Consider the following 18,535-nt stretch of genomic DNA (forward strand, 5'->3'; position numbering starts at 1 on the left):
ATATTATGGGTTACAGTTCATGGTTGGGGGTCTTTTTTTACAAATAAAAACCCCAGGCTTGGCCTAGGGATCTAAAAGTATCTTTTTTTTGGCTATTTTTTAATTTGGAAGTTAATTGTCCACTGTCCCTTTTGATTTAGAATTGCATCTGTACTAAGTGCCGCATTTGAAGTGGCAGGTATATATTGCGGCATGTTCACCTTGACCGCACCTTGATATTTCTGGCTGCTTATTTTTTTATTTTCGGCATCAATCCCTTGAAGACTATTATTCGCAATGGAAATTTCTGGGTTTTTTAACAGCCCTTTCCCTTCTTCAACCATCAAATTATCTGTTGTAGATTCTACGGTATAATACAGAATCATCTCTTGACCGTAGTTTGTGATCGCATAGTTAGTAATCGTTAGTTTGATCCCGCCATTTTCCGCGGTACCGACCGTTTTTTCCGGTGCAGCCAACGCGCTTTGGGAAGAAGTCCATGCTCCCCCAACGAGAAAGCAAAGTAATAAGACAAACCCACCCAACCGATTCGTCATTTTTGAGAAAACCTTCATTCAATCACCATCCTGAGATTCTTTAAATTCATTCAAATATAGAATGTCTCCATATTTGGTAAATATTCCTCTCCCACCATTGTTAAAAATCATTTTGTGATTTTAATATTTTTTTGCATAATTAAGGAATCTTTTACTCAATATAGAAAAAAGAGTGAGGACCAATAAAGTAGGGTTCTCCCCGGATGGGAAAATTCAGAGGCAACCAAAAATAGAGGCAATCACTCTGGACTTATAAGCATAAGGAGGGTCTTTTTTTGAATCGTTATTTAAAAGCGATAATCGTAGCTTTATTGGCGGTAGTATTAATTGTTGGCTGTCAGCAGAAACCTGGAAAAAAGGAGAATACTGCCAATAAACAAACCGCCAGTTCTGAAAATGATAAAGGTTTTCCACTTTGGGGGTATGACTTACAACAAACTCGGCATGTCCCTTATAACAAGATTACAAAAGACAATGTGAAGGATTTAGGTATTGTCTGGCAGGCAGATTTGGCAAATTGGGATAAGAAGATTCCTAATGCCTCGGAGGATTTCCCGGTAGTGAAAGATGGTGTCATGTATGTCACGACATCAATGAATCGAGTGTTTGCCATTGATGCCTCAAATGGGAAGAAAATTTGGCAATGGACGCCGCCAAAAGATGTACTTTACCATCTAGACCATGCGGATCTAAGCCTTTTAGAGGTTGTTGCCAGCCGGGGTGTGGCTGTTGCGGAAGGCAATGTGTTTGTCCTTATTGCGGATAATCGCTTAGCCAAACTTAACGCGAAAGACGGAAAATTGATTAAAATGATCAACCTTTGGGATACAATACCAGGAGCCAAGCTTGAAAACCGATATTATGAAACAATGGCTCCAATGTACTATAAAGGAAACGTTTATGTGGGAAGCAGCGGCGGTGATAATGGCATTCGCGGCTTTGTGATGGCCTATAAAGCAAGTGACTTGACGCCAGCCTGGGATGGACCATTCTGGACAGTCCCTGAGAAGGGAGAAGATTGGGTGAAGGGCAAATATATTGGGGGCGGAGCCGTCTGGGGAGAGATTGCTTTTGACCCGGACACTGACGTGATGTATTTTGGCACGGGTAATCCTGCTCCTGACTTTTTTAAGAAAATCCGCCCAGGTAAAAACCCTTATACGGACTCGGTCCTTGCTCTTGAAAGTAAAACAGGCAAATTGATTTGGGCAAAATCGGAAATGGATGAGGAGGACGAATGGGATTATGATGCGACCTCGACTCCGATGATCCTCAATGCCACGGTCAACAACAAAAAGCAGAAAATTGTCGTACACGGCGGAAAGAACGGGAAATGGTTTGCGTGGGATGCCAAAACAGGGGACACCATTTATAATGGCGTTCCATTCGTCAAAATCCAGCACACGTCACAGCCGACGGATCCAAATAAACCGGCGATGCAATGGCCGGGAGCGGAAGGCGGACAAAACTATGCTCCGGAAACCTATGATCCTAAAACCAATTATGTATTGATTCCTGGTATTAATAAGCCATCTTTAGAGGTTGCAGCGAAAGATGAAAATGAACTTGAGCAAAAAAAAGGTTTATTCCCAGGAACTGCGATAACGTTAGGGCCAAAAGGTGAAGACATATCCGGTACTATCACCGCCATTGATGTGAATACTGGCAAGCGTGCCTATCAGAATAAGACTAAACAACCAATGCGCGGAGGTTTTACAGGTACGACTACAGGACTTGCTTTTTACGGCGAATTGGATGGAACGGTAAATGCTCTTGATATTAAAACTGGAAAAGTTTTATGGAACATGAAAAGCGGCGGGGCTCAGATTATGATGGCACCGACGATTTATATGGATGGTGGTAAACAATACGTTACTTTTGTTACTGGAACAAAGGTGGTAACCTACGGACTGGGGGGGAATAAATCAGTAACTCCTGCAAAAGATCCGGGGGGCGCCGATCCAGAAGGCTCAGGGAAAACTGATAACGCCAATCATGGCAGCCACGGGAATAAAGAAAAAGATAAGAAGCAGCCGGCTGATATGAATGCTGAAGTAATTTACAAAAAGAGCTGTATGTCCTGTCATGGTGGAAATCTAGAAGGAGGGGCAGGCCCTGACCTAAGACATGTTGGTGTATCCATGTCTGAAGAGGAGATATTGAATCAAATCATTAACGGAGGCGGACGTATGCCTGGAGGTCTTGTTGATAAGGATCAGGCTGAAGTATTGGCAAAATGGCTGTCTCAAAAGAAGTAATTTAATAGAACCAAGACAACCTGAGTTTACGGACTCAGGTTGTCTTTTTGGGTCAAGGAGTGTTTGCATCCAAGCTTGTCCTTTTTTGCAGCATTTTCAAAACACGGGCTTACTTTTGGACAAATTCAAGTTGAAATTCAAGTTATTTTGGTGTTTCCGCCGACATAAGATAGTTTTGAAAGGTAAAATCAGACACTCCTTTAAAAAATAATCATTATTGAAAGTGTATGAAAGGGGATGATCACATGTGGATAAAGCCTGAGTACGAAATAATCAACACTTCTAGCGAGGTGACGATGTATTCCTACATCGGCAAGTAGCGCAGACTGCTTGGCTCTTGTTCATGAATTTAACCAAAACACGGAGGGTGTGCCAAATGAATCGTTACTTAAAATCAGTGATGGGTGTGATGATCGGGGGTGCTACAGCAGGTGGCTGGCTGCTTGTCGATCTCCTGCTTCCTGATCCAATAGGGGACTATTTGCTATTTATCCTGATGGCTGTGGTGAATATGACGATAGGGTGGCAGGTTGGCAGGTTATTTGGAAAACCGCGGAATATTGAAAAAAACAATGCCCGCATCGAAGGGAAAGGACTGAAACCAAATTCGAATTAGAGTATTAGGAGCGGCGGCCGGAGGAGGCTTTCCGCAGTGGAACTGTGCCTGTCCAAACTGTCGGGCAGTCCGCTTAGGAAACGCTTCACTCCGGCCGTTATTACAATCTTCGCTTGCGGTAACTGCCAATGAAAAGGACTGGTACCTTATCAATGCAGGACCGGATATTCTCCGGCAAATTGAATCGTTTGCTTCACTAAATGCAGGTCCAGGCATAAGAGAGACCCCTCTTGCCGGTGTTTTTTTAACCGATGCGGAGCTCGATCATACAATCGGGCTATTATCACTGCGGGAGGGCTCCAGTATGACGATTTATGGAACCAAGATGGTACGAAGCTGCTTGCAATCCGATTTTCCGGTGTTTCCAATGCTAAAAAACTATTGTTCATGGGAATGGCAGTCTCTTGATCCAGGCCTTCGGCAAAGGGTGGGACCATTACATGAAGGAGCAGAAGGAACCATCATCGTTGAACCGGTTCCCGTTTCGAAAAAACCGCCGCTTTATGCCAGGTCGACCCAGGAGATGGACTGTCAAGAAGATATTTGGGAGGTTGGACTGGTTCTTCATAATGAGGATTCGGGCAGGTGTCTTGCTTTCTTTCCTACATTAGAAAAGATCACTCCGGCTATAGAAGCTTGTTTAAAGAAAGCCGATATTCTGATGGTAGATGGAACTTTTTGGTCGGAAGATGAATTAACCGGGATGGGGGCAGCCGCTCGTGACGCAAGAAGCATGGGCCACTTACCGATTAGCGGACCATCAGGCACCTTGGAGTTATTAGCCTCTTTCCCGGCAGAAAGAAAAATTCTAATCCACATTAACAACAGCAACCCTATTTTGAAAAAGGACTCAGTGGAGAGGTATACATTGGAGCGGCTTGGTATTGAAGTGGCCTATGATGGTATGGAAATGGAGGTGTGATAATGCTGGAGCAAAAAGGGTTCGTTAGCCATGATAAAAAAAGGGAAGAGCTTTGGTCGGCAGATGAATTCACGGTTCGGCTAAGGAATGTAGGGCGTTCTTCCTATCATGACAAACATCCATTTCATATAGTGATGCACCAAGGAAACTTAAGCAAAGAACAGATCCGTGGCTGGGTGGCCAACCGATACTACTACCAGAAATCAGTCCCAATTAAAGATGCAGCCATCCTGTCCAATCTGCCGTCAAGGGAACTGAGGCGAGAGTGGATTGGCCGTATTCTTGATCATGACGGAAGGCGTGGAGAAGATGGCGGTATTGAAGCATGGCTGCGGCTGGGAGAAGCGGTAGGATTGTCTCGGGAAGAAGTCATACGGGAGGAGCATGTTGTCCCGGGCGTTCGATTTGCCGTGGATGCCTATGTAAACTTCGCCCGGACAAAACCGTGGATTGAAGCTGTTGCCTCCTCGCTGACGGAATTGTTTTCGCCTGACCTTATCTCAAAAAGGATAAAAGTTTTTGAGCAGCTGTATCCTTGGATTGACCGTTCAGGGCTTGATTATTTTCAAAGCCGCTTGACTCAGGCACCTTGTGATTCGGATGTGGCCCTCAGACTTGTTTTAACCCAATGTCGAACACCGGAAGCACAGCAGCGGGCTGTCAACGCCTTGCGGTTCAAATGTGATGTATTATGGGCACAGCTTGATGCCACTGAAAAGGCCTATCCCTCTAAACCGTGAAATGGGAAGAATAAATGATTGGTGGTGGAGTCTATTTTTGTAGCTGACAGTCTTCCAAAACTCGCTGCAAAGGCGCGATTAAAATTTGATGAGGTGAGAGAAAAACATCTCCTTTTGCTACCGGAAAAGGTTGTAGTCCTAAACGAAACTGCAGCATCGATCCTTCGTTTATGTGACGGGAGCCGGACCGTAAACACCATCACTGAATACATCAGGACTTCTCTAATGGCAGACTCAGAAACAAGGAGTTCGGGTGCCTTGCCCGATTTGAAAACAATGGAGGCTGATATTTCCGAATTTTTACAGGAAGTAGCGGATCAGGGATGGGTGGTGATTCAGCATGAAAACCAAGAGCCATAGTGGGGTTCAACCCCCTTATTCGCTGCTTGCTGAGTTAACCCATCGCTGTCCTTTGAATTGTCCGTATTGTTCAAACCCTATTGAAATGGCTAAGGAAGCCATGGAACTTTCAACGGAGGAATGGAGCCGGGTCTTGTCCGAGGCCGCCGAATTGGGAGTAGTAGAAGTTCATTTTTCTGGCGGCGAACCGCTTTTGCGGGATGACCTGGAACCCCTTATCAGCCACGCTGCTGCTTTAGATATGTATGGCAATCTCATTACAAGCGGCATTGGCTTAACAACGGAAAAAGCGATTCGGCTTAAGGAAGCCGGTTTAGCAAATGTGCAGGTGAGCTTTCAAGCGGCAGAAGCGAAGCTTTCCGATCTTATCGGCGGATACAAAGCCTTTGAGAAAAAACGGGAAGCGGCCACTGCTGTAAAACAGGCAGAAATGCATTTGTCATTAAATGTGGTGTTACACCGAATGAATCTTGATCAGGTGGATGAGATCATTCAGCTTGCGGAAGAAATGGGAGCCGAGCGGTTGGAGCTGGCGAACACCCAGTATTATAACTGGGCGCTGCTGAATCGGGAGAAACTGCTGCCAAGCAGGGACCAGATTGAGCGTGCAAGTGCAGTCTATGAAGCCGCTAAAGCACGACTGAAGCGGAAAATGGAAATTATTTGGGTTATTCCTGATTATTATGCATCTGCACCCAAGCCTTGCATGGGGGGATGGGGAGCTATTGGTCTAACGGTAGCGCCGAATGGAATTGCCCTTCCGTGTCCAACCGCCGGGATAATCAAAGGGTTATCTTTTGAAAATGTCCGTAAGTCATCGCTAGGATATATTTGGTATGAATCAGAATCTTTTAACCGTTTCCGAGGGGAAGAATGGATGCCCAAAGCTTGTCTTACCTGTGATTTGAAGCATCAGGATGGAGGAGGGTGCCGCTGTCAGGCTTTTGCCTTAACGGGAGATGCTAATGCGACAGACCCAGTCTGCCAATGGGCACCAGAACATCATTTAATTGAAAAAGCTGTACAGGATGCCAACAGCAAACCGGTTGGATCATCATCACCCCTAATCTATCGGGGATATTCTCAGGACAGATCTGCAATAAAACGGTTATTAAAAAAATAGGCGTTGCCAAAGTGGTGCTGCAGGGGACACGTACATACCCTTTAGCACCATTTTTTTTCGCCTGTGTTCAATTTGTATGCACAGGGTTTCAGGGTGACGGTAAGCCAAATACAGAATATAAATATTCCGTTTTAAATTTTGAATAAGTCCCTTCTATTTACCTGCCATATCGATTCCTTCCCTTTCCAGTCCTTAAGCTTATCCCTCAATTTACCATAAATCCCATGTAAACATGTTATGCCACGGTTAACTTTGTTTGTTTATGCCAATGAATAAAGGAAATTGAGAATTGGCACCCTTTTAAGTAGAAACTGGGTAACCTAAATATTACCTATAAAAATCAAAAGGTAGTGATCAAAATGAAGTTTACAGGATTTGGTCAAATTCATCCGGTGGTCAAGCGGCTCATGCTGGTAAATTTTATTCGCAGTATTGGACAAGGCATGATGGTAGTGGAATTGGCTTTGTATCTCGATGCGCTGGGATGGAGCACGGCAGCGATTGGCAGTGTGCTTGCTGCAGGAGGATTGCTCGGTGTTGTCGTTGCACCCTTTATAGGTGTTTATAGTGACAGGCTTGGCAGAAAACCGTTTGTCCTTATTTCTGAACTAGTTACCGCCGGATGTGCACTGGTCGGGGTATTAACCACTAACCCAATTTTATTGTCTATTGCGATTACACTTTCCGGATTTGGAAAAGCAGACGCGGGTTCACCCAGTCCATGCGCCCCTGCAGAGCAGGCCTGGCTGGCATCCTTTGTCCTAACAGCAGAACGCGGCAGAGTATACAGTTTGAATAATGCTCTCAGTTTTTTCGGAATGGGGGCGGGAGCAGTGCTAGCGGGGGCCGCATCCTTTTTGAAAACTGGAGTATCTCCTTATCGCCTTTTATTCTGCTATATTCTCGTTGCATCGTTGATCACAGCCTCCATCATTTTAACCATTCAAGGAGGAGAAGCCGAAAACCGCCAAGGAAACAAAAAAGAGGGACGGAGGAATGAAGAAAAGAAAATCTTGCATGAAGAAAATGCAGCGGTATTAAAGCTTGCAGCCATTAACATACTTAATGGGATTGCCATCGGGCTGACCGGGCCGATGATGTCCTATTGGTTTTCGGCTAAATTTGGGGCAAGCCACGCTCAAATTGGCAGCACATTGGCTGTTACTTTCTTCTCGACCGGAGTTACCTCCATGTTACAAGCAAGATTATCTCATAAACATGGGACAATCCGGTCCATTGTTTTCATCCGTTTTATCGGAAGTCTGCTTTTGATTTTGATGCCCATACTATCATCATACGCACTCGTTTCTGTTATTTATATGCTTCGAACGGCTTTAAATCGAGGTACGCAGGGGGCACAGCAGGCGCTGAGTGTGAGTTTAACACGTAACCACCGGAGCGGCTTTGCGTCAAGCATCAATCTTTTTTCAATGAGGCTTCCCACCTCTATTGGACCGTATATTACAGGCTATCTTTTTGGATTGGGTTCCCTGTCCCTGCCTTTTTACATAGCCTCATGTCTACAACTCAGTTTTGCTTATTTATACGGCAGACTTTTTTCTTCTTACGATATTCGTATGAAATCGCATGCTTCATCGGGTTGAGAGTCTTAGGGTTAAAAATCAGTCCCTGGAGTTTCTGAAAAAAGCCAAAGAACATGTAGACGGTTTAATAAATATATAAATAAGTAAAAGGCGCTCTCTTTTGCTTTATAAAAATTATTAGCACAGACCAAGGGCTGATTTGTGCTAATAATTATTTTGTGACAATAAAGGTAACCCCTTACTATTGTTGAGGTGCGGAAGGAGTTGAAATACTTTGTAATGCTTGTTCTGCTTCGTTTGCATATTGATTTTGTACTGCTAGATCACCTAAAGCAACCATTCCTACTATTTGTCCATTTTCGATTACCGGCAATCGGCGAATTTGCTGCTGTGCCATCAAATCTGCTGCTTGATGGACATCCATATCAGGTGTACCTTGTACGATTTGCTGTGCAGTCATGACTTGAGATACTGGTGTTTGTGGATCTTCTCCTTGTGCTGTCGTACGAAGGGTAATATCACGATCCGTTACAATTCCAACCATTTGTCTGCTGTTATTTATTACCGGGATAGCTCCGATATTATGTTCGCTCATTAACGCTGCAGCTTCCTGTACCGTCTGTGTTTCGCTAACTGTAAGAACATTTGATGTCATGATATCTCTTAATTGTGCCATGAAATTACCTCCAAATATGTTTTTCCTTTATAGGATGGGTAACAGTGGCGATATTATTAATGGTAACTTTTTTCTATATATCAGAGCGATACAAATACCTAAAGGAATATGGGGAGGACTCCTCTCCTTATTCCGAAAATAAGGAGCCTTTTTAAGGCTTTTTTTTGCTCTTTTTTGTTATGTATCGCTGGGCGATATAATGCAAAGCGACCAAATCTAAAGTATAAATTCCTTTGTTTCGACAATTCGGATTCATTATTTTTCAAACTTCAACAAATTCCCGGGAAATATCTACATATTCTGAGTAGATTTCGACAAAATTCAGCTCTCAACCAATTGGTTGTGATTTTTATTTGTTTAAAAATGAAAACGGAAGCAAGCTCAGCTCAAATCCGTTTTAGTCTACTAATTGATTTCTTACTGCATACAAGGCGGCTTGTGTCCGGTCGGCCAATTCGAGTTTCGACAAAAGGTTTGATACATGGGTTTTTACTGTTTTTTCGGTGATGAATAACGAGGCGGCAATTTCTTTATTGCTTTTTCCGTTGGCAATTTCTTTTAAAACATCCAACTCTCTTTTCGTTAATTCCGCTAGTAAATTCTTTTCTTGCTTGTTTTTATTGGACAAATTGGCTAGTAAAAGAGAGGTAGCCTTTGGGTGGAGCTGGTTTTCCCCGCTAATTATTTTTTTAATGGATGTGACCAGTTCATCGGGCTGGATATCTTTTAACTGGAACCCTGAAGCACCGGCTTCTAGCGCTGGAATGACATGATCCTGGTCGGAAAAGCTCGTTAACATCATGATTTTAATGTCTGGCTGTGCTTGTTTAATAATCTTTGTGGCTTGGATTCCGTCCATTTCCGGCATCAACAGATCCATTAAAATAATATCTGGCTTCAGTAATTTTGCCTGTTCAACCGCTTCCTTGCCATTGGCGGCTTCCCCGATAATTTCAAGGTCTTTTTGGGTCCGAAGAAAAAAGACTAGACCTCTTCTGACGACGTGATGGTCATCGGCGATTAGTACGCGGATACTCACTGAGTTCTCCTCCTTAATACGGAATATGAATTTCTATTTCTGTACCGCTTCCTGGTTTACTTTTTAAATGAAATTGGCCATTTAATGCTTCTGTCCGTGTTTTCATACTTTTTAATCCCAATGAGGGGATTTCGAGATTTTCTCCGAGGTGGAAGCCGCAGCCGCGATCCTTGATGGACATGACAACCTCATCTTTGGCAGTATGAAAGGTGAGACTGGTTTCTGTTGTCTGGGAGTGCTTTTTACAATTGGCCAGAGCCTCTTGGCCGATGCGCCACAATGCTTCCTCGACCGTTCCTGGAATGCTAGCAGCTCCTGTGATATTTGCTTTAATGGACAGTCCAAGCATTTCCGCATAACTTTTCAGGGCACTTACTACTCCATTCTCCAATCCAAGCGGTCGCAGCTGCCAGATTAATGCTCTCATTTCGCCAAGCGCTTCCTGCGCTAAATCCTGTATATAGACAAACGTTTGTTTCACTTCATCTTGCTCTGTCATTTCCACTCCAGCCCTCGCTGTAAGGCTTAATGAAAATAACAGCTGATTAACAGAATCATGAAGATCTCTTGCAAGCCGATTCCTCTCAGCGACCAGCGCAGTCTCCTGTTCCCTCTGGGTAAGTTTGATCCGTTTCAGCGCCGTGCCGATTTGATAGGCAACGGCTTCGAGTAAGGCGAGTTCATTTTTTTGAAAATGTGTTTTGTAAGGGGAACCTACATTTAAGATTCCGAATCGTTCATTTCCAGCTCCGAGCGGGACGGTAGCGTGATGGGTGAGACCGCATGTTTCCCCTGCATTTTCGTCGATCGCATCTTCAATCCGTTTACATTCCATAATATTGGTTGCTTTCGTTAATTTTTTATTGTTGTATTTATTGACGCACCAGCATCCACCCTGACACATCCTCTGCTTATCGTTATTCGCCAAAGCAGGCGGCAGGGCTTCGACGGCTGAAAGATGATGCGTTCCATGTTCATCCATTAAAAATATCCATCCTGTTTGAAGTCCCGTCACTTGAAGAAGCCTTTTCAACACTCCAGACAATACGTCATTTGTATCGGTTCCTTCATTTAATAGTTCAGCGATTTCCTTTAAAATGCCGATATCTTTATTCTCTTCCGACATACATTCTCCTCCAGCGTCCTGCATTTACTGTTATTATAGCGTATTAGGTGGTTTGTTTCGCTTCCTTAGAACTCAGAACAGCTGCCTTTTCTGATGCTTTTTGCCTCCTTTCGTCATAAGATTAGATTCATATCCCCAAACTCATGCCATAGATAGCCGGCTTTGATTGCATAATCATATGCCTGTAGTAAATGGCGCCCTGATACAAAGGCGGACAACATATCGAGATGACTTGCTTGTGGCTCATGAAGCCCCGTAATGATTCCGTCAACTATTTGTAAAGGATAATGTGGATCGATATAGAGATTTGTCACCCCTGAAAGGGCCCCGTTTTTAGCGGCTGTCTCGAGCGCCCGAACTACTGTTGTACCAACGGCAATGACTCTTTTGCCAGATGCTTTCGTTTGGAGGATCCGTTCCATAATTCGTTTAGAGATTTGATACTCCTCTTCATTCTCTTCGGGTGACTGGTGCCACCTATCATCAAGTAAATAGCTTAACCCGGTATGCAATTGGATAAAATCAAGCTGGATGCCTTTGCGCTTCATTTTAAAAATGAGCTCCCAGCTAAAGGCTCTGCCTGCTGAGGGCATCTCGACGGAACCGGGATGGGAGGCAAAAATGGTTTGATAGTAATCCAAGTCCCATGGCTCTTCAATATATTCATATCGGATCGGCTCACCAAGGGCATAGATGATATTAAATAATTCTGTGCCCTTTTTCGTAAATTGAATAATCTTAAGAGGGGAATTCTCTTTCTCACCGATTACGATTGCTGACAATTCTGGGGAAAAGTCTATCTGGTCGCCTGCTTTAACAGGGTTAGCTACAATTAGCGCATCCCACAATTCTTCGCGACGGCGTCTTGCCAGCCTGACTTCCACTGTGGGTGCGATTGTTTCGTTGTTTCTTGACCATTTACCATGTAATACCGCGGGGATGGTTCGGCTATTATTGGCTATGACTAGATCCCCGGGCTGAAGGTAATCTGCCAAGTGGAAGAACTGGTCATGCCGGACTTCTCCAGTAGACCGGTCCAATACCATCATCCGGACATGATCCCGCCTTAAGCCGCGTTTTTCTGGGGGATGGGACGCATTTAATTCATCTGGTAGATAAAAATCCAACGCTTTCATCGCCATCACAATTCCTCCTCTGATTGGGCTTCAAACCGCTGGCCATTAATTCCTACAGACTTATCGGATGCTAGATATAAAAAGATGTCGACCACATCCTCCGGTTTAGCCAATGGATAATCGCAATTGGGAACAGCTAACTGGTGCATTTCTGTGTCCATTTCGCCGGGATCAACCATGTTTACCCGTACATTTGTTTCACTTAATTCATCCGCCCACGTTTGGGTAAGACCCTCAACGGCAAATTTTGAAATCCCGTATGCACCCCAGCCCGCATAACCAGTATGGCCAGCTTCAGATGTAACATTAATAATCGATCCTTCATTCCGCTCAAGCATCCCCGGAATCACTCTTCTGGTAACCAAAAATGGCGAAACTGCATTCACCCTTAGCACCTCAGCAAAATCCTCCTCCGGATAATCGAGCAGCATGGGCATTGGACTAGGCCCTAGGATAGATGCATTATTAATTAGGACATCAATATGGCCATAGGCTTCCTCTGTCATCGCAACGAACCGTTCCACATCCCGTGATTTGGAAATATCAGCGGTAACCGCCAGTACTTCAGCACCTAAGTTTTCAGCTTCCTCTTTCACTGTTAGCAGGCCTTTTGCTGACCTGGAGCAAATCGTAAGTTTAGCTCCTTCCTTAGCAAAAGATAGTGTTAACGCTCTACCCAATCCTTTTGAGGCTCCAGTGATCATTACTACTTTATTTTTCATATTTGTCTCTCCCCTTTGTTTTGTGATGTTTTAAGCATACAGGTTTCTGGAAAATCATCCTTCGGAAAAAAGCTTGAAATTTATCTACAACTTTAGGATGAGAAAAGACGAATTTACTTGTTCAGGGAGTTACCGAACAACCAGGAAAAGTGGCATTAATCTCTTTTAAAGAGGGAGGTTTTTAACACTCCACCTTAATTTTACAAAAGGCAACATAAAAATTGTTTGAATAATTTGTTAACAATTATTTCTGCATGAACAAATCCATCGGATAAAAATTGGCAACTTATAACGGTCAGAACTTTGCATTTCTTCGGAACCGCAGATAAAGAATAGTTCTAAGAGGTGAAAAGTAGTGACAGTAATTACGACCTTTAAAGAAAAAAAACGGGAAAAACAAATAAAATATGAACGTTCCGTCCTTCGGGAGTTATCCATTAATACATTAAAAGAACGAGTCCAACAATACTTTGGTTCTACAAAAATTGCCTCCAGCCTAATAATGAATACAGGCATTGAAGAAGCATGCTATGACATTGCCCTTGAATCCTTTTTATTGGGGGCAAAATTCAGCAAGTTTGGTTATTATGGAGAAGACTTAGATGAGGTTCGCAAACGCTGCTATCGAGAAGAAAAACATTTAATTGATACCCTATATAATTTTTTCCTTTATTGGGGAAGCGGTGAAGAGGGCACCATGAGTGAATCACTTTATTACCTGTGTGAGCAATATATCCATATCTGGTGGAGAGAAGGCTATGAAAAGGGGCAAAGGCGCCACAAGCTCCGTCTCCACTAATGTCCATCATTTCTTCCTGTTCTAAATCCCCACTTTGTCCCATATAGTTTAGTGAATAGGGACGAGCGGGAAGGAATGATCTGGGTGTCGAAACGAAGATTAAAAATCATAAGTTTTATTGTGGGGCTATTTGTCTTATTTTTCGTTTTACAATACGATTTTGCTGAAGATGATTCGTTAAATGCGTGGAATCTTCCATTGTCGGGAAAGATCATCTTACTTGACCCAGGCCATGGCGGTCCAGATGGCGGTGCTGGAACGGGTCAAACATTGGAAAAAGACATTGCCTTAAAGATTACAAAGAAGGTCAAGGATTACCTGCAAATGCAAGGTGCCCTTGTGATTATGACGAGAGAAACAGATACAGACTTAGCCGATTCGGATACAAGGGGTTACAGTAGAAGAAAAGTTGAAGATTTAAAAAATAGACTAAAAATGATTAATAACGGTGATAATGATTTCTTTGTCAGCATTCATTTAAATGCGATTCCTTCTGCCAGGTGGAGCGGGGCACAAACCTTTTATGCACCTTATTTTAAGGAAAATGCTAAGGCAGCAAAATTCGTTCAAGAAGAACTTCGGAAAAACTTAGAGAACACCACTCGTAGAGCCAAACCAATCAATAATGTGTATATATTAAAGAATGCAAAGAAGCCGGGTATTTTAGTTGAGGTGGGCTTTTTGTCCAATCCAGCTGAAAAGGAAAATTTAAAAAAGGATGCTTATCAGGAAAAAATTGCGATATCCATCTATCAAGGAATTACTCGTTATTACACGAATGAAAAAGAATTAGTTGAACCAGATTATTGAAGGCGGGATAACCCCTTCTATTTTTTTGCAAAAAGTTGGATTCAACCTATAAAGTACGTGTGATTCAATTAACTGTTTCCGAGCGTGGTTATGATATACTGAGAGATGGAAACGAATTCAAAATGTGAGGTGCTTTTTATGTTAACAGAAGAAAGAGTCCATGAGGTTCTAGGCAGCCTCAAAGAACCATTTTTACATAAAACATTAGCTGAATTAAATGCTATTGTTGAAATAAAAGTAAAAGAAGAAAAAAATCATGTTAGTGTAAAGGTGGCCATCGCGAAGACAGGTACAGCTGAACAGCTACAACTGCAAACACAAATTGTCAATTTGTTAAAAGAAGCAGGAGCGGCATCGGTTGGCATCCGTTTTAGTGAACTTCCTGAAGAAGTGTTAGCAGCAAACCGTCATGCACAACCAGAAAGTAATGATACCAACCTGCTTCAGTCAAATAATACCACTTTCATTGCGATCGCAAGTGGAAAAGGCGGAGTTGGTAAATCAACGGTTTCGGTTAACCTCGCCGTTGCACTAGCACGTCTAGGCAAAAAGGTTGGACTAATTGACGCGGATATCTATGGATTTAGTGTTCCAGATATGATGGGAATAACAGAAAGACCGGTTGTTAGAGGAGAAAAGATAATTCCTGTTGAACGGTTTGGAGTACAAGTCATTTCAATGGGCTTCTTTGTTGAGGATAATTCACCTATTATCTGGCGTGGGCCGATGTTAGGGAAAATGTTAAACAGCTTCTTTAATGAAGTAGAATGGGGCGACATTGAGTATCTACTTTTAGATTTACCACCTGGAACTGGAGATGTCGCATTAGACGTTCATACGATGCTCCCGGCTTGTAAAGAAGTTATTGTGACAACACCACATCCAACGGCCGCTTTTGTCGCAGCGCGTGCTGGGGCAATGGCTTTGAAAACTGACCATGAAATTCTTGGTGTCATTGAAAACATGGCTTATTTTGAAAGCAAGCTGACCGGGGAAAAAGAATATGTATTCGGCCAAGGCGGCGGCGATAAATTAGCGGAAGAATTGAATACAGAAGTTCTTGGCCGTCTGCCGCTAAATCAGCCTGATTGGAACGATGAAGACTTTGCCCCGTCGGTCTATCAAGAAGACCATCAGATTGGAAAAATTTATTTAGACATCGCTGAAAAGGTAACTGGCTTGCTAAAGAAGTAAATAAATGAAAATAGAAGCCTCTTCCGAATGTGGAGAAGGCTTCTATTTTTTTGATGGGAATGTATAATTGTCTAGCTTCAGCTGCCTTGGTCGCTTTTACTTCCACCAGATCCGCTTTGGCTGTTGCTCTTTCCACCGGATGATTTGCTATTTGCTTCTTCAGCCGCCTTTAAGAGTAATTCTTGTATTTTTGCTTTAAATAAAGGACTATCGACCGTTTCGGTAATTACTTTCTGAAGATGCTCGCGGTATTCTTTGCTTTTTAGAGCGTCTGCCAATTCTTTTTGTATTTCAGGCTCTTTAAAAACTTCAATCATCATTCCTCTATATTCTGGGTCATTCATTAATTCCTTTAGTAAATTTTTATTTTCAGATTTCAAATTTTTAGAAATGCTTTGTGCAAATTTGGGATCACTAAATGTTTCTTTCCAGTATTGTTTTGCTTTATCTGAGGTTAGTGTTTGCTGGATCGTGTCAGAGACGACCTTTTGGTCCATTACCAGCTTTTCCTTCATACTATCACTTGACATCACATCTTGGATTGCTTTCTTACCATCATCGGTTTTGAGAATATCAACAACCATTTTTTTCGTTTCTTCGTAATCAATTTGTCCTCCGCCGCTGGCGTCATTGGAAGAACAACTTGTTAGGAACACCATGATGGGCAGGAGGAGCAACATGCTTTTTGCTTTCATTAATAAGCCCCTTTCACATAAAAATCCTTAAGCTTAGCATGTAGTAACTGCTGAAAGATTATTCGTAAGAAATCATAAAATATGGATTTTTCAAATTCGGCTTGGTACAATCATAATGTTATTTATTTTTCGTAGTATGGAGGTTTGTAGTGTGACGAGCCGTAATTGGGTAAAACTATTTTTAAACACATTATTAGTTGGCGGACTCACAACGGCTATTGTGGGCTTTATTGTTCGTTGGAATGAGTTTCAGCCCTATTTTACTGAATTTAAACTCATTGATATTTTATCAACCTTAATTTGGTTAATTGTCATGGGCTTTTTGTTTAGTGTCATCAGCCAAATGGGTTTTTTTGCATATTTAACGGTTCACCGTTTTGGTTTAGGAATCTTTAAATCTGTTTCACTTTGGAATGCTGTTCAAATTGTTCTGATTCTATTTGGTTTATTTGATTTAGTTTATTTACGATACGAAAATTTTGCTGGGCCAAAGGATGCGCTCCTGCCTTATTTTGGTCCAGCTATCATTCTTTTAGTCGTTGGTCTAATCGTTGCATGGTACAAAACGAAACAGACAAATCAAGAGGCGTTTATTCCGGCCATGTTCTTTATGATCGTGGTTACATTAGTTGAGTGGGTTCCAGTTCTGCGTGTCAATGAAAAGAGCTGGCTTTACCTGATGATGTTGGCGTTGCTTGCGTGTAATGCCTATCAATTATTAATTCTTCATAAATTAAACCTCCAATCTGAACAGGAAAGACAAAAAAAGACGAGTCAATCGCCAGGTAAATCAAAAAATAATAAACAAGCAAATATGAAAAAGACAAAAAAACCGTCCATTTAATATATTGGACGGTTTTTTAGCGTCTAACTATTTGATTTCTCTGGAACTTGCCTCTCCATTTGCAATTAATTCTGATACTGAAATAAGTTTTAACCCTTTTTGCTGAATATTCTTCAAAATCAACGGCAGTGCTTTTGCTGTTTGCTTTGCCGAGTCCGAAGCATGGAGCAGAATAATATCACCTTTTTCAGCCTTATTAACATTTTTAACAATGGTTGGTACGCCCGGATTATTCCAATCCTTTGAATCCACACTCCAATGGACAACCGTATATCCATATCTGTTGGCTATTTTCAAGGTTCTCTCATCAAAATGGCCAGTCGGAGCACGGAGTAATTTAATATTCTTTACATTTAACTTCCTAAAGGCCTCTTGTGCTTTTGAGATATCTTGGCCGATTTTTACATCTTCCAAATCCCGATAGTCTTTGTATTCGTAACCAAGAATGCCGATTTCATAACCATCCTTTACAATCCGACTGACAAGATCCGGATGTCTTTCAGCCCATGAACCTGCTAAGAAAAAAGTGGCTGCCTTCACGCCTTCCTTATTTAGCGTATCTAAAATCGGCTCTGCCTTTTCGTCACCCCAGCCAATATTGAAAGTAAGAGCAAGATCCTTTTCCCCTCTATAAACGGCTTTCGGACCATCTTTTGTTGAAAAGACAGGAATTTGTGCAAGATTCTCTATGTAGAGAAACCATGCAGTAAAAAATGCAGCAATTAAAATGAGTGAAATATTCTTCAAAGCCTTCCCGTTAAATACAAAAAAGAATTTCATCGTCCCCACCTCGTCCAATACTGTCCTTGTCTCAACCTATGACCGTATTTTTAAAAATATGATTAGAAAATTTTTATAATAAATTTTCAATAATTGGAAAAGACTACAATAAATAGATATTTCGCTGGAGGTTATTCAATGTTTGGACTTCTAATAAATGATAAGGAAGTAAAAGAAATGGAATACCTTATTAAAAGAGAAATGGATGAAATACTTTTTGATTTAAGAGATGATCGAATTGATCATATTGTAAAAAGAGCAATGGAAGAGAGATATAAGGTTTTATTTACACTTTTTAGACGGGTTGCGTCTCCACATGATTGTTTAAGGTATATGAGGAGGGGAAAAAAGGATAGGAAAAAGGGTTAATAAAAAACTTCATATTTTTTTGTGCAAAGTTCGTTGACAATTATTTAGTATCTTGGTATATTAATAAACGTCGCTGCTGACGTAAAAAACACTTGAAAAAATTTGTTGACATTACGTTTTGCGGGTGATATATTAATAAAGTCGCCTTTGAGCGAATGGATAAATTGTTCTTTGAAAACTAAACAAACAAAATCGTGCAAACAAACAAAATTTTTAGTTTCAAATAAGAAACTAAGCCAACGTAAC

General features: G+C 42.0%; 21 protein-coding genes. 13 read left to right on the plus strand and 8 right to left on the minus strand.

Annotation, left to right across the window (positions count from 1 at the left end; all coding sequences use genetic code 11):
• Nucleotides 1-92: 92 nt before the first annotated feature.
• The gene (locus J7E66_RS29225; protein ID WP_215006901.1) at nucleotides 93-554 is read right to left on the minus strand and encodes a hypothetical protein; all 462 of its coding nucleotides are present in this window, start codon (nucleotides 552-554) and stop codon (nucleotides 93-95) included.
• A gap of 257 nt (nucleotides 555-811) precedes the next feature.
• Between J7E66_RS29225 and J7E66_RS29230 the strand changes: the two genes are divergently transcribed.
• The 8 genes from J7E66_RS29230 to J7E66_RS29265 all read left to right on the plus strand — a co-directional run bounded on the left by J7E66_RS29230 (nucleotide 812) and on the right by J7E66_RS29265 (nucleotide 8,159).
• Complete coding sequence (locus J7E66_RS29230; RefSeq protein WP_215006904.1) at nucleotides 812-2,794, plus strand: outer membrane protein assembly factor BamB family protein; 1,983 nt, start codon at nucleotides 812-814, stop codon at nucleotides 2,792-2,794.
• 245 nt (nucleotides 2,795-3,039) lie between these two features.
• On the plus strand, nucleotides 3,040-3,114 hold the full coding sequence (gene pqqA, locus J7E66_RS33015) for a pyrroloquinoline quinone precursor peptide PqqA (RefSeq protein WP_373463227.1): 75 nt from the start codon (nucleotides 3,040-3,042) through the stop codon (nucleotides 3,112-3,114).
• Nucleotides 3,115-3,170: 56 nt separating this feature from the next.
• Nucleotides 3,171-3,410: a hypothetical protein gene (locus tag J7E66_RS29240; protein ID WP_215006910.1), complete on the plus strand. Its 240-nt coding sequence runs from the start codon at nucleotides 3,171-3,173 to the stop codon at nucleotides 3,408-3,410.
• A complete protein-coding gene (pqqB, locus tag J7E66_RS29245; protein WP_308162627.1) occupies nucleotides 3,406-4,332 on the plus strand; it encodes a pyrroloquinoline quinone biosynthesis protein PqqB in 927 nt (308 codons plus the stop codon). The genes J7E66_RS29240 and pqqB overlap by 5 nt, the downstream gene beginning before the upstream one ends.
• A 2-nt stretch (nucleotides 4,333-4,334) precedes the next feature.
• Nucleotides 4,335-5,072: a pyrroloquinoline-quinone synthase PqqC gene (pqqC, locus tag J7E66_RS29250; RefSeq protein WP_215006956.1), complete on the plus strand. Its 738-nt coding sequence runs from the start codon at nucleotides 4,335-4,337 to the stop codon at nucleotides 5,070-5,072.
• Between the two features lie 21 nt (nucleotides 5,073-5,093).
• Nucleotides 5,094-5,432, plus strand: a complete 339-nt coding sequence (pqqD, locus tag J7E66_RS29255; RefSeq protein WP_308162628.1) for a pyrroloquinoline quinone biosynthesis peptide chaperone PqqD — start codon at nucleotides 5,094-5,096, stop codon at nucleotides 5,430-5,432.
• Nucleotides 5,413-6,555: a pyrroloquinoline quinone biosynthesis protein PqqE gene (gene pqqE / locus J7E66_RS29260; protein ID WP_215006917.1), complete on the plus strand. Its 1,143-nt coding sequence runs from the start codon at nucleotides 5,413-5,415 to the stop codon at nucleotides 6,553-6,555. The genes pqqD and pqqE overlap by 20 nt, the downstream gene beginning before the upstream one ends.
• A 359-nt stretch (nucleotides 6,556-6,914) precedes the next feature.
• On the plus strand, nucleotides 6,915-8,159 hold the full coding sequence (locus J7E66_RS29265; RefSeq protein WP_215006919.1) for an MFS transporter: 1,245 nt from the start codon (nucleotides 6,915-6,917) through the stop codon (nucleotides 8,157-8,159).
• 181 nt (nucleotides 8,160-8,340) lie between these two features.
• On the opposite strand, the gene J7E66_RS29270 is transcribed toward J7E66_RS29265, so the two are convergent.
• The 5 genes from J7E66_RS29270 to J7E66_RS29290 form a co-directional block, all read right to left on the minus strand.
• Nucleotides 8,341-8,775: a CBS domain-containing protein gene (locus J7E66_RS29270; RefSeq protein ID WP_215006922.1), complete on the minus strand. Its 435-nt coding sequence runs from the start codon at nucleotides 8,773-8,775 to the stop codon at nucleotides 8,341-8,343.
• Nucleotides 8,776-9,172: 397 nt separating this feature from the next.
• The gene (locus J7E66_RS29275; protein ID WP_308162625.1) at nucleotides 9,173-9,814 is read right to left on the minus strand and encodes a response regulator; all 642 of its coding nucleotides are present in this window, start codon (nucleotides 9,812-9,814) and stop codon (nucleotides 9,173-9,175) included.
• Nucleotides 9,815-9,827: 13 nt separating this feature from the next.
• Nucleotides 9,828-10,940 (minus strand): GAF domain-containing sensor histidine kinase, encoded by a 1,113-nt coding sequence (locus tag J7E66_RS29280; protein WP_215006925.1) that lies wholly within the window; start codon nucleotides 10,938-10,940, stop codon nucleotides 9,828-9,830.
• A 113-nt stretch (nucleotides 10,941-11,053) separates the two neighbouring features.
• Complete coding sequence (locus tag J7E66_RS29285) at nucleotides 11,054-12,082, minus strand: S-adenosylmethionine:tRNA ribosyltransferase-isomerase (RefSeq protein WP_215006928.1); 1,029 nt, start codon at nucleotides 12,080-12,082, stop codon at nucleotides 11,054-11,056.
• Nucleotides 12,082-12,798: an SDR family NAD(P)-dependent oxidoreductase gene (locus tag J7E66_RS29290; RefSeq protein WP_215006931.1), complete on the minus strand. Its 717-nt coding sequence runs from the start codon at nucleotides 12,796-12,798 to the stop codon at nucleotides 12,082-12,084. Before J7E66_RS29290 ends, J7E66_RS29285 begins: the two co-directional genes overlap by 1 nt.
• 355 nt (nucleotides 12,799-13,153) lie before the next feature.
• On the opposite strand from J7E66_RS29290, the gene J7E66_RS29295 reads away from it, so the two are divergent.
• The 3 genes from J7E66_RS29295 to J7E66_RS29305 all read left to right on the plus strand — a co-directional run bounded on the left by J7E66_RS29295 (nucleotide 13,154) and on the right by J7E66_RS29305 (nucleotide 15,601).
• The gene (locus tag J7E66_RS29295; protein WP_215006934.1) at nucleotides 13,154-13,597 is read left to right on the plus strand and encodes a YbaK family protein; all 444 of its coding nucleotides are present in this window, start codon (nucleotides 13,154-13,156) and stop codon (nucleotides 13,595-13,597) included.
• Nucleotides 13,598-13,681: 84 nt separating this feature from the next.
• Nucleotides 13,682-14,407, plus strand: coding sequence for an N-acetylmuramoyl-L-alanine amidase CwlD (cwlD, locus tag J7E66_RS29300; protein WP_308162626.1), 726 nt, complete (start codon nucleotides 13,682-13,684; stop codon nucleotides 14,405-14,407).
• A 138-nt stretch (nucleotides 14,408-14,545) separates the two neighbouring features.
• Entirely contained in the window at nucleotides 14,546-15,601 is a 1,056-nt protein-coding gene (locus tag J7E66_RS29305; RefSeq protein ID WP_215006940.1) for an Mrp/NBP35 family ATP-binding protein, read from the plus strand.
• Between the two features lie 77 nt (nucleotides 15,602-15,678).
• On the opposite strand, the gene gerD is transcribed toward J7E66_RS29305, so the two are convergent.
• Complete coding sequence (gene gerD, locus J7E66_RS29310) at nucleotides 15,679-16,296, minus strand: spore germination lipoprotein GerD (RefSeq protein ID WP_215006943.1); 618 nt, start codon at nucleotides 16,294-16,296, stop codon at nucleotides 15,679-15,681.
• 151 nt (nucleotides 16,297-16,447) lie between these two features.
• Here gerD and J7E66_RS29315 point away from each other — a divergent pair, with 151 nt between their 5' ends.
• Entirely contained in the window at nucleotides 16,448-17,140 is a 693-nt protein-coding gene (locus tag J7E66_RS29315; protein WP_215006946.1) for a KinB-signaling pathway activation protein, read from the plus strand.
• Nucleotides 17,141-17,167: 27 nt separating this feature from the next.
• Here J7E66_RS29315 and pdaB read toward each other — a convergent pair whose 3' ends face one another.
• Nucleotides 17,168-17,920 carry a polysaccharide deacetylase family sporulation protein PdaB gene (gene pdaB / locus J7E66_RS29320; protein WP_215006949.1) on the minus strand — a complete coding sequence of 251 codons (753 nt, stop codon included), beginning with the start codon at nucleotides 17,918-17,920 and terminating at the stop codon, nucleotides 17,168-17,170.
• 138 nt (nucleotides 17,921-18,058) lie between these two features.
• Here pdaB and J7E66_RS29325 point away from each other — a divergent pair, with 138 nt between their 5' ends.
• Nucleotides 18,059-18,289 (plus strand): hypothetical protein, encoded by a 231-nt coding sequence (locus J7E66_RS29325; protein WP_214733023.1) that lies wholly within the window; start codon nucleotides 18,059-18,061, stop codon nucleotides 18,287-18,289.
• The last annotated feature ends 246 nt before the right edge of the window (nucleotides 18,290-18,535 follow it).

It is taken from the genome of Bacillus sp. ISL-7 (genome assembly GCF_018613065.1).

Coding starts and splice junctions, on each gene's coding strand:
- J7E66_RS29285 (WP_215006928.1), bottom strand. CDS start 12,082: ATGGCGATGAAAGCGTTGGATTTTTATCTACCAGATGAATTAAATGCG.
- gerD (WP_215006943.1), bottom strand. CDS start 16,296: ATGAAAGCAAAAAGCATGTTGCTCCTCCTGCCCATCATGGTGTTCCTA.
- pdaB (WP_215006949.1), bottom strand. CDS start 17,920: ATGAAATTCTTTTTTGTATTTAACGGGAAGGCTTTGAAGAATATTTCA.
- J7E66_RS29305 (WP_215006940.1), top strand. CDS start 14,546: ATGTTAACAGAAGAAAGAGTCCATGAGGTTCTAGGCAGCCTCAAAGAA.
- J7E66_RS29240 (WP_215006910.1), top strand. CDS start 3,171: ATGAATCGTTACTTAAAATCAGTGATGGGTGTGATGATCGGGGGTGCT.
- J7E66_RS29270 (WP_215006922.1), bottom strand. CDS start 8,775: ATGGCACAATTAAGAGATATCATGACATCAAATGTTCTTACAGTTAGC.
- J7E66_RS29325 (WP_214733023.1), top strand. CDS start 18,059: ATGTTTGGACTTCTAATAAATGATAAGGAAGTAAAAGAAATGGAATAC.
- J7E66_RS29290 (WP_215006931.1), bottom strand. CDS start 12,798: ATGAAAAATAAAGTAGTAATGATCACTGGAGCCTCAAAAGGATTGGGT.
- J7E66_RS29280 (WP_215006925.1), bottom strand. CDS start 10,940: ATGTCGGAAGAGAATAAAGATATCGGCATTTTAAAGGAAATCGCTGAA.
- pqqC (WP_215006956.1), top strand. CDS start 4,335: ATGCTGGAGCAAAAAGGGTTCGTTAGCCATGATAAAAAAAGGGAAGAG.
- pqqE (WP_215006917.1), top strand. CDS start 5,413: ATGAAAACCAAGAGCCATAGTGGGGTTCAACCCCCTTATTCGCTGCTT.
- J7E66_RS29265 (WP_215006919.1), top strand. CDS start 6,915: ATGAAGTTTACAGGATTTGGTCAAATTCATCCGGTGGTCAAGCGGCTC.
- J7E66_RS29225 (WP_215006901.1), bottom strand. CDS start 554: ATGAAGGTTTTCTCAAAAATGACGAATCGGTTGGGTGGGTTTGTCTTA.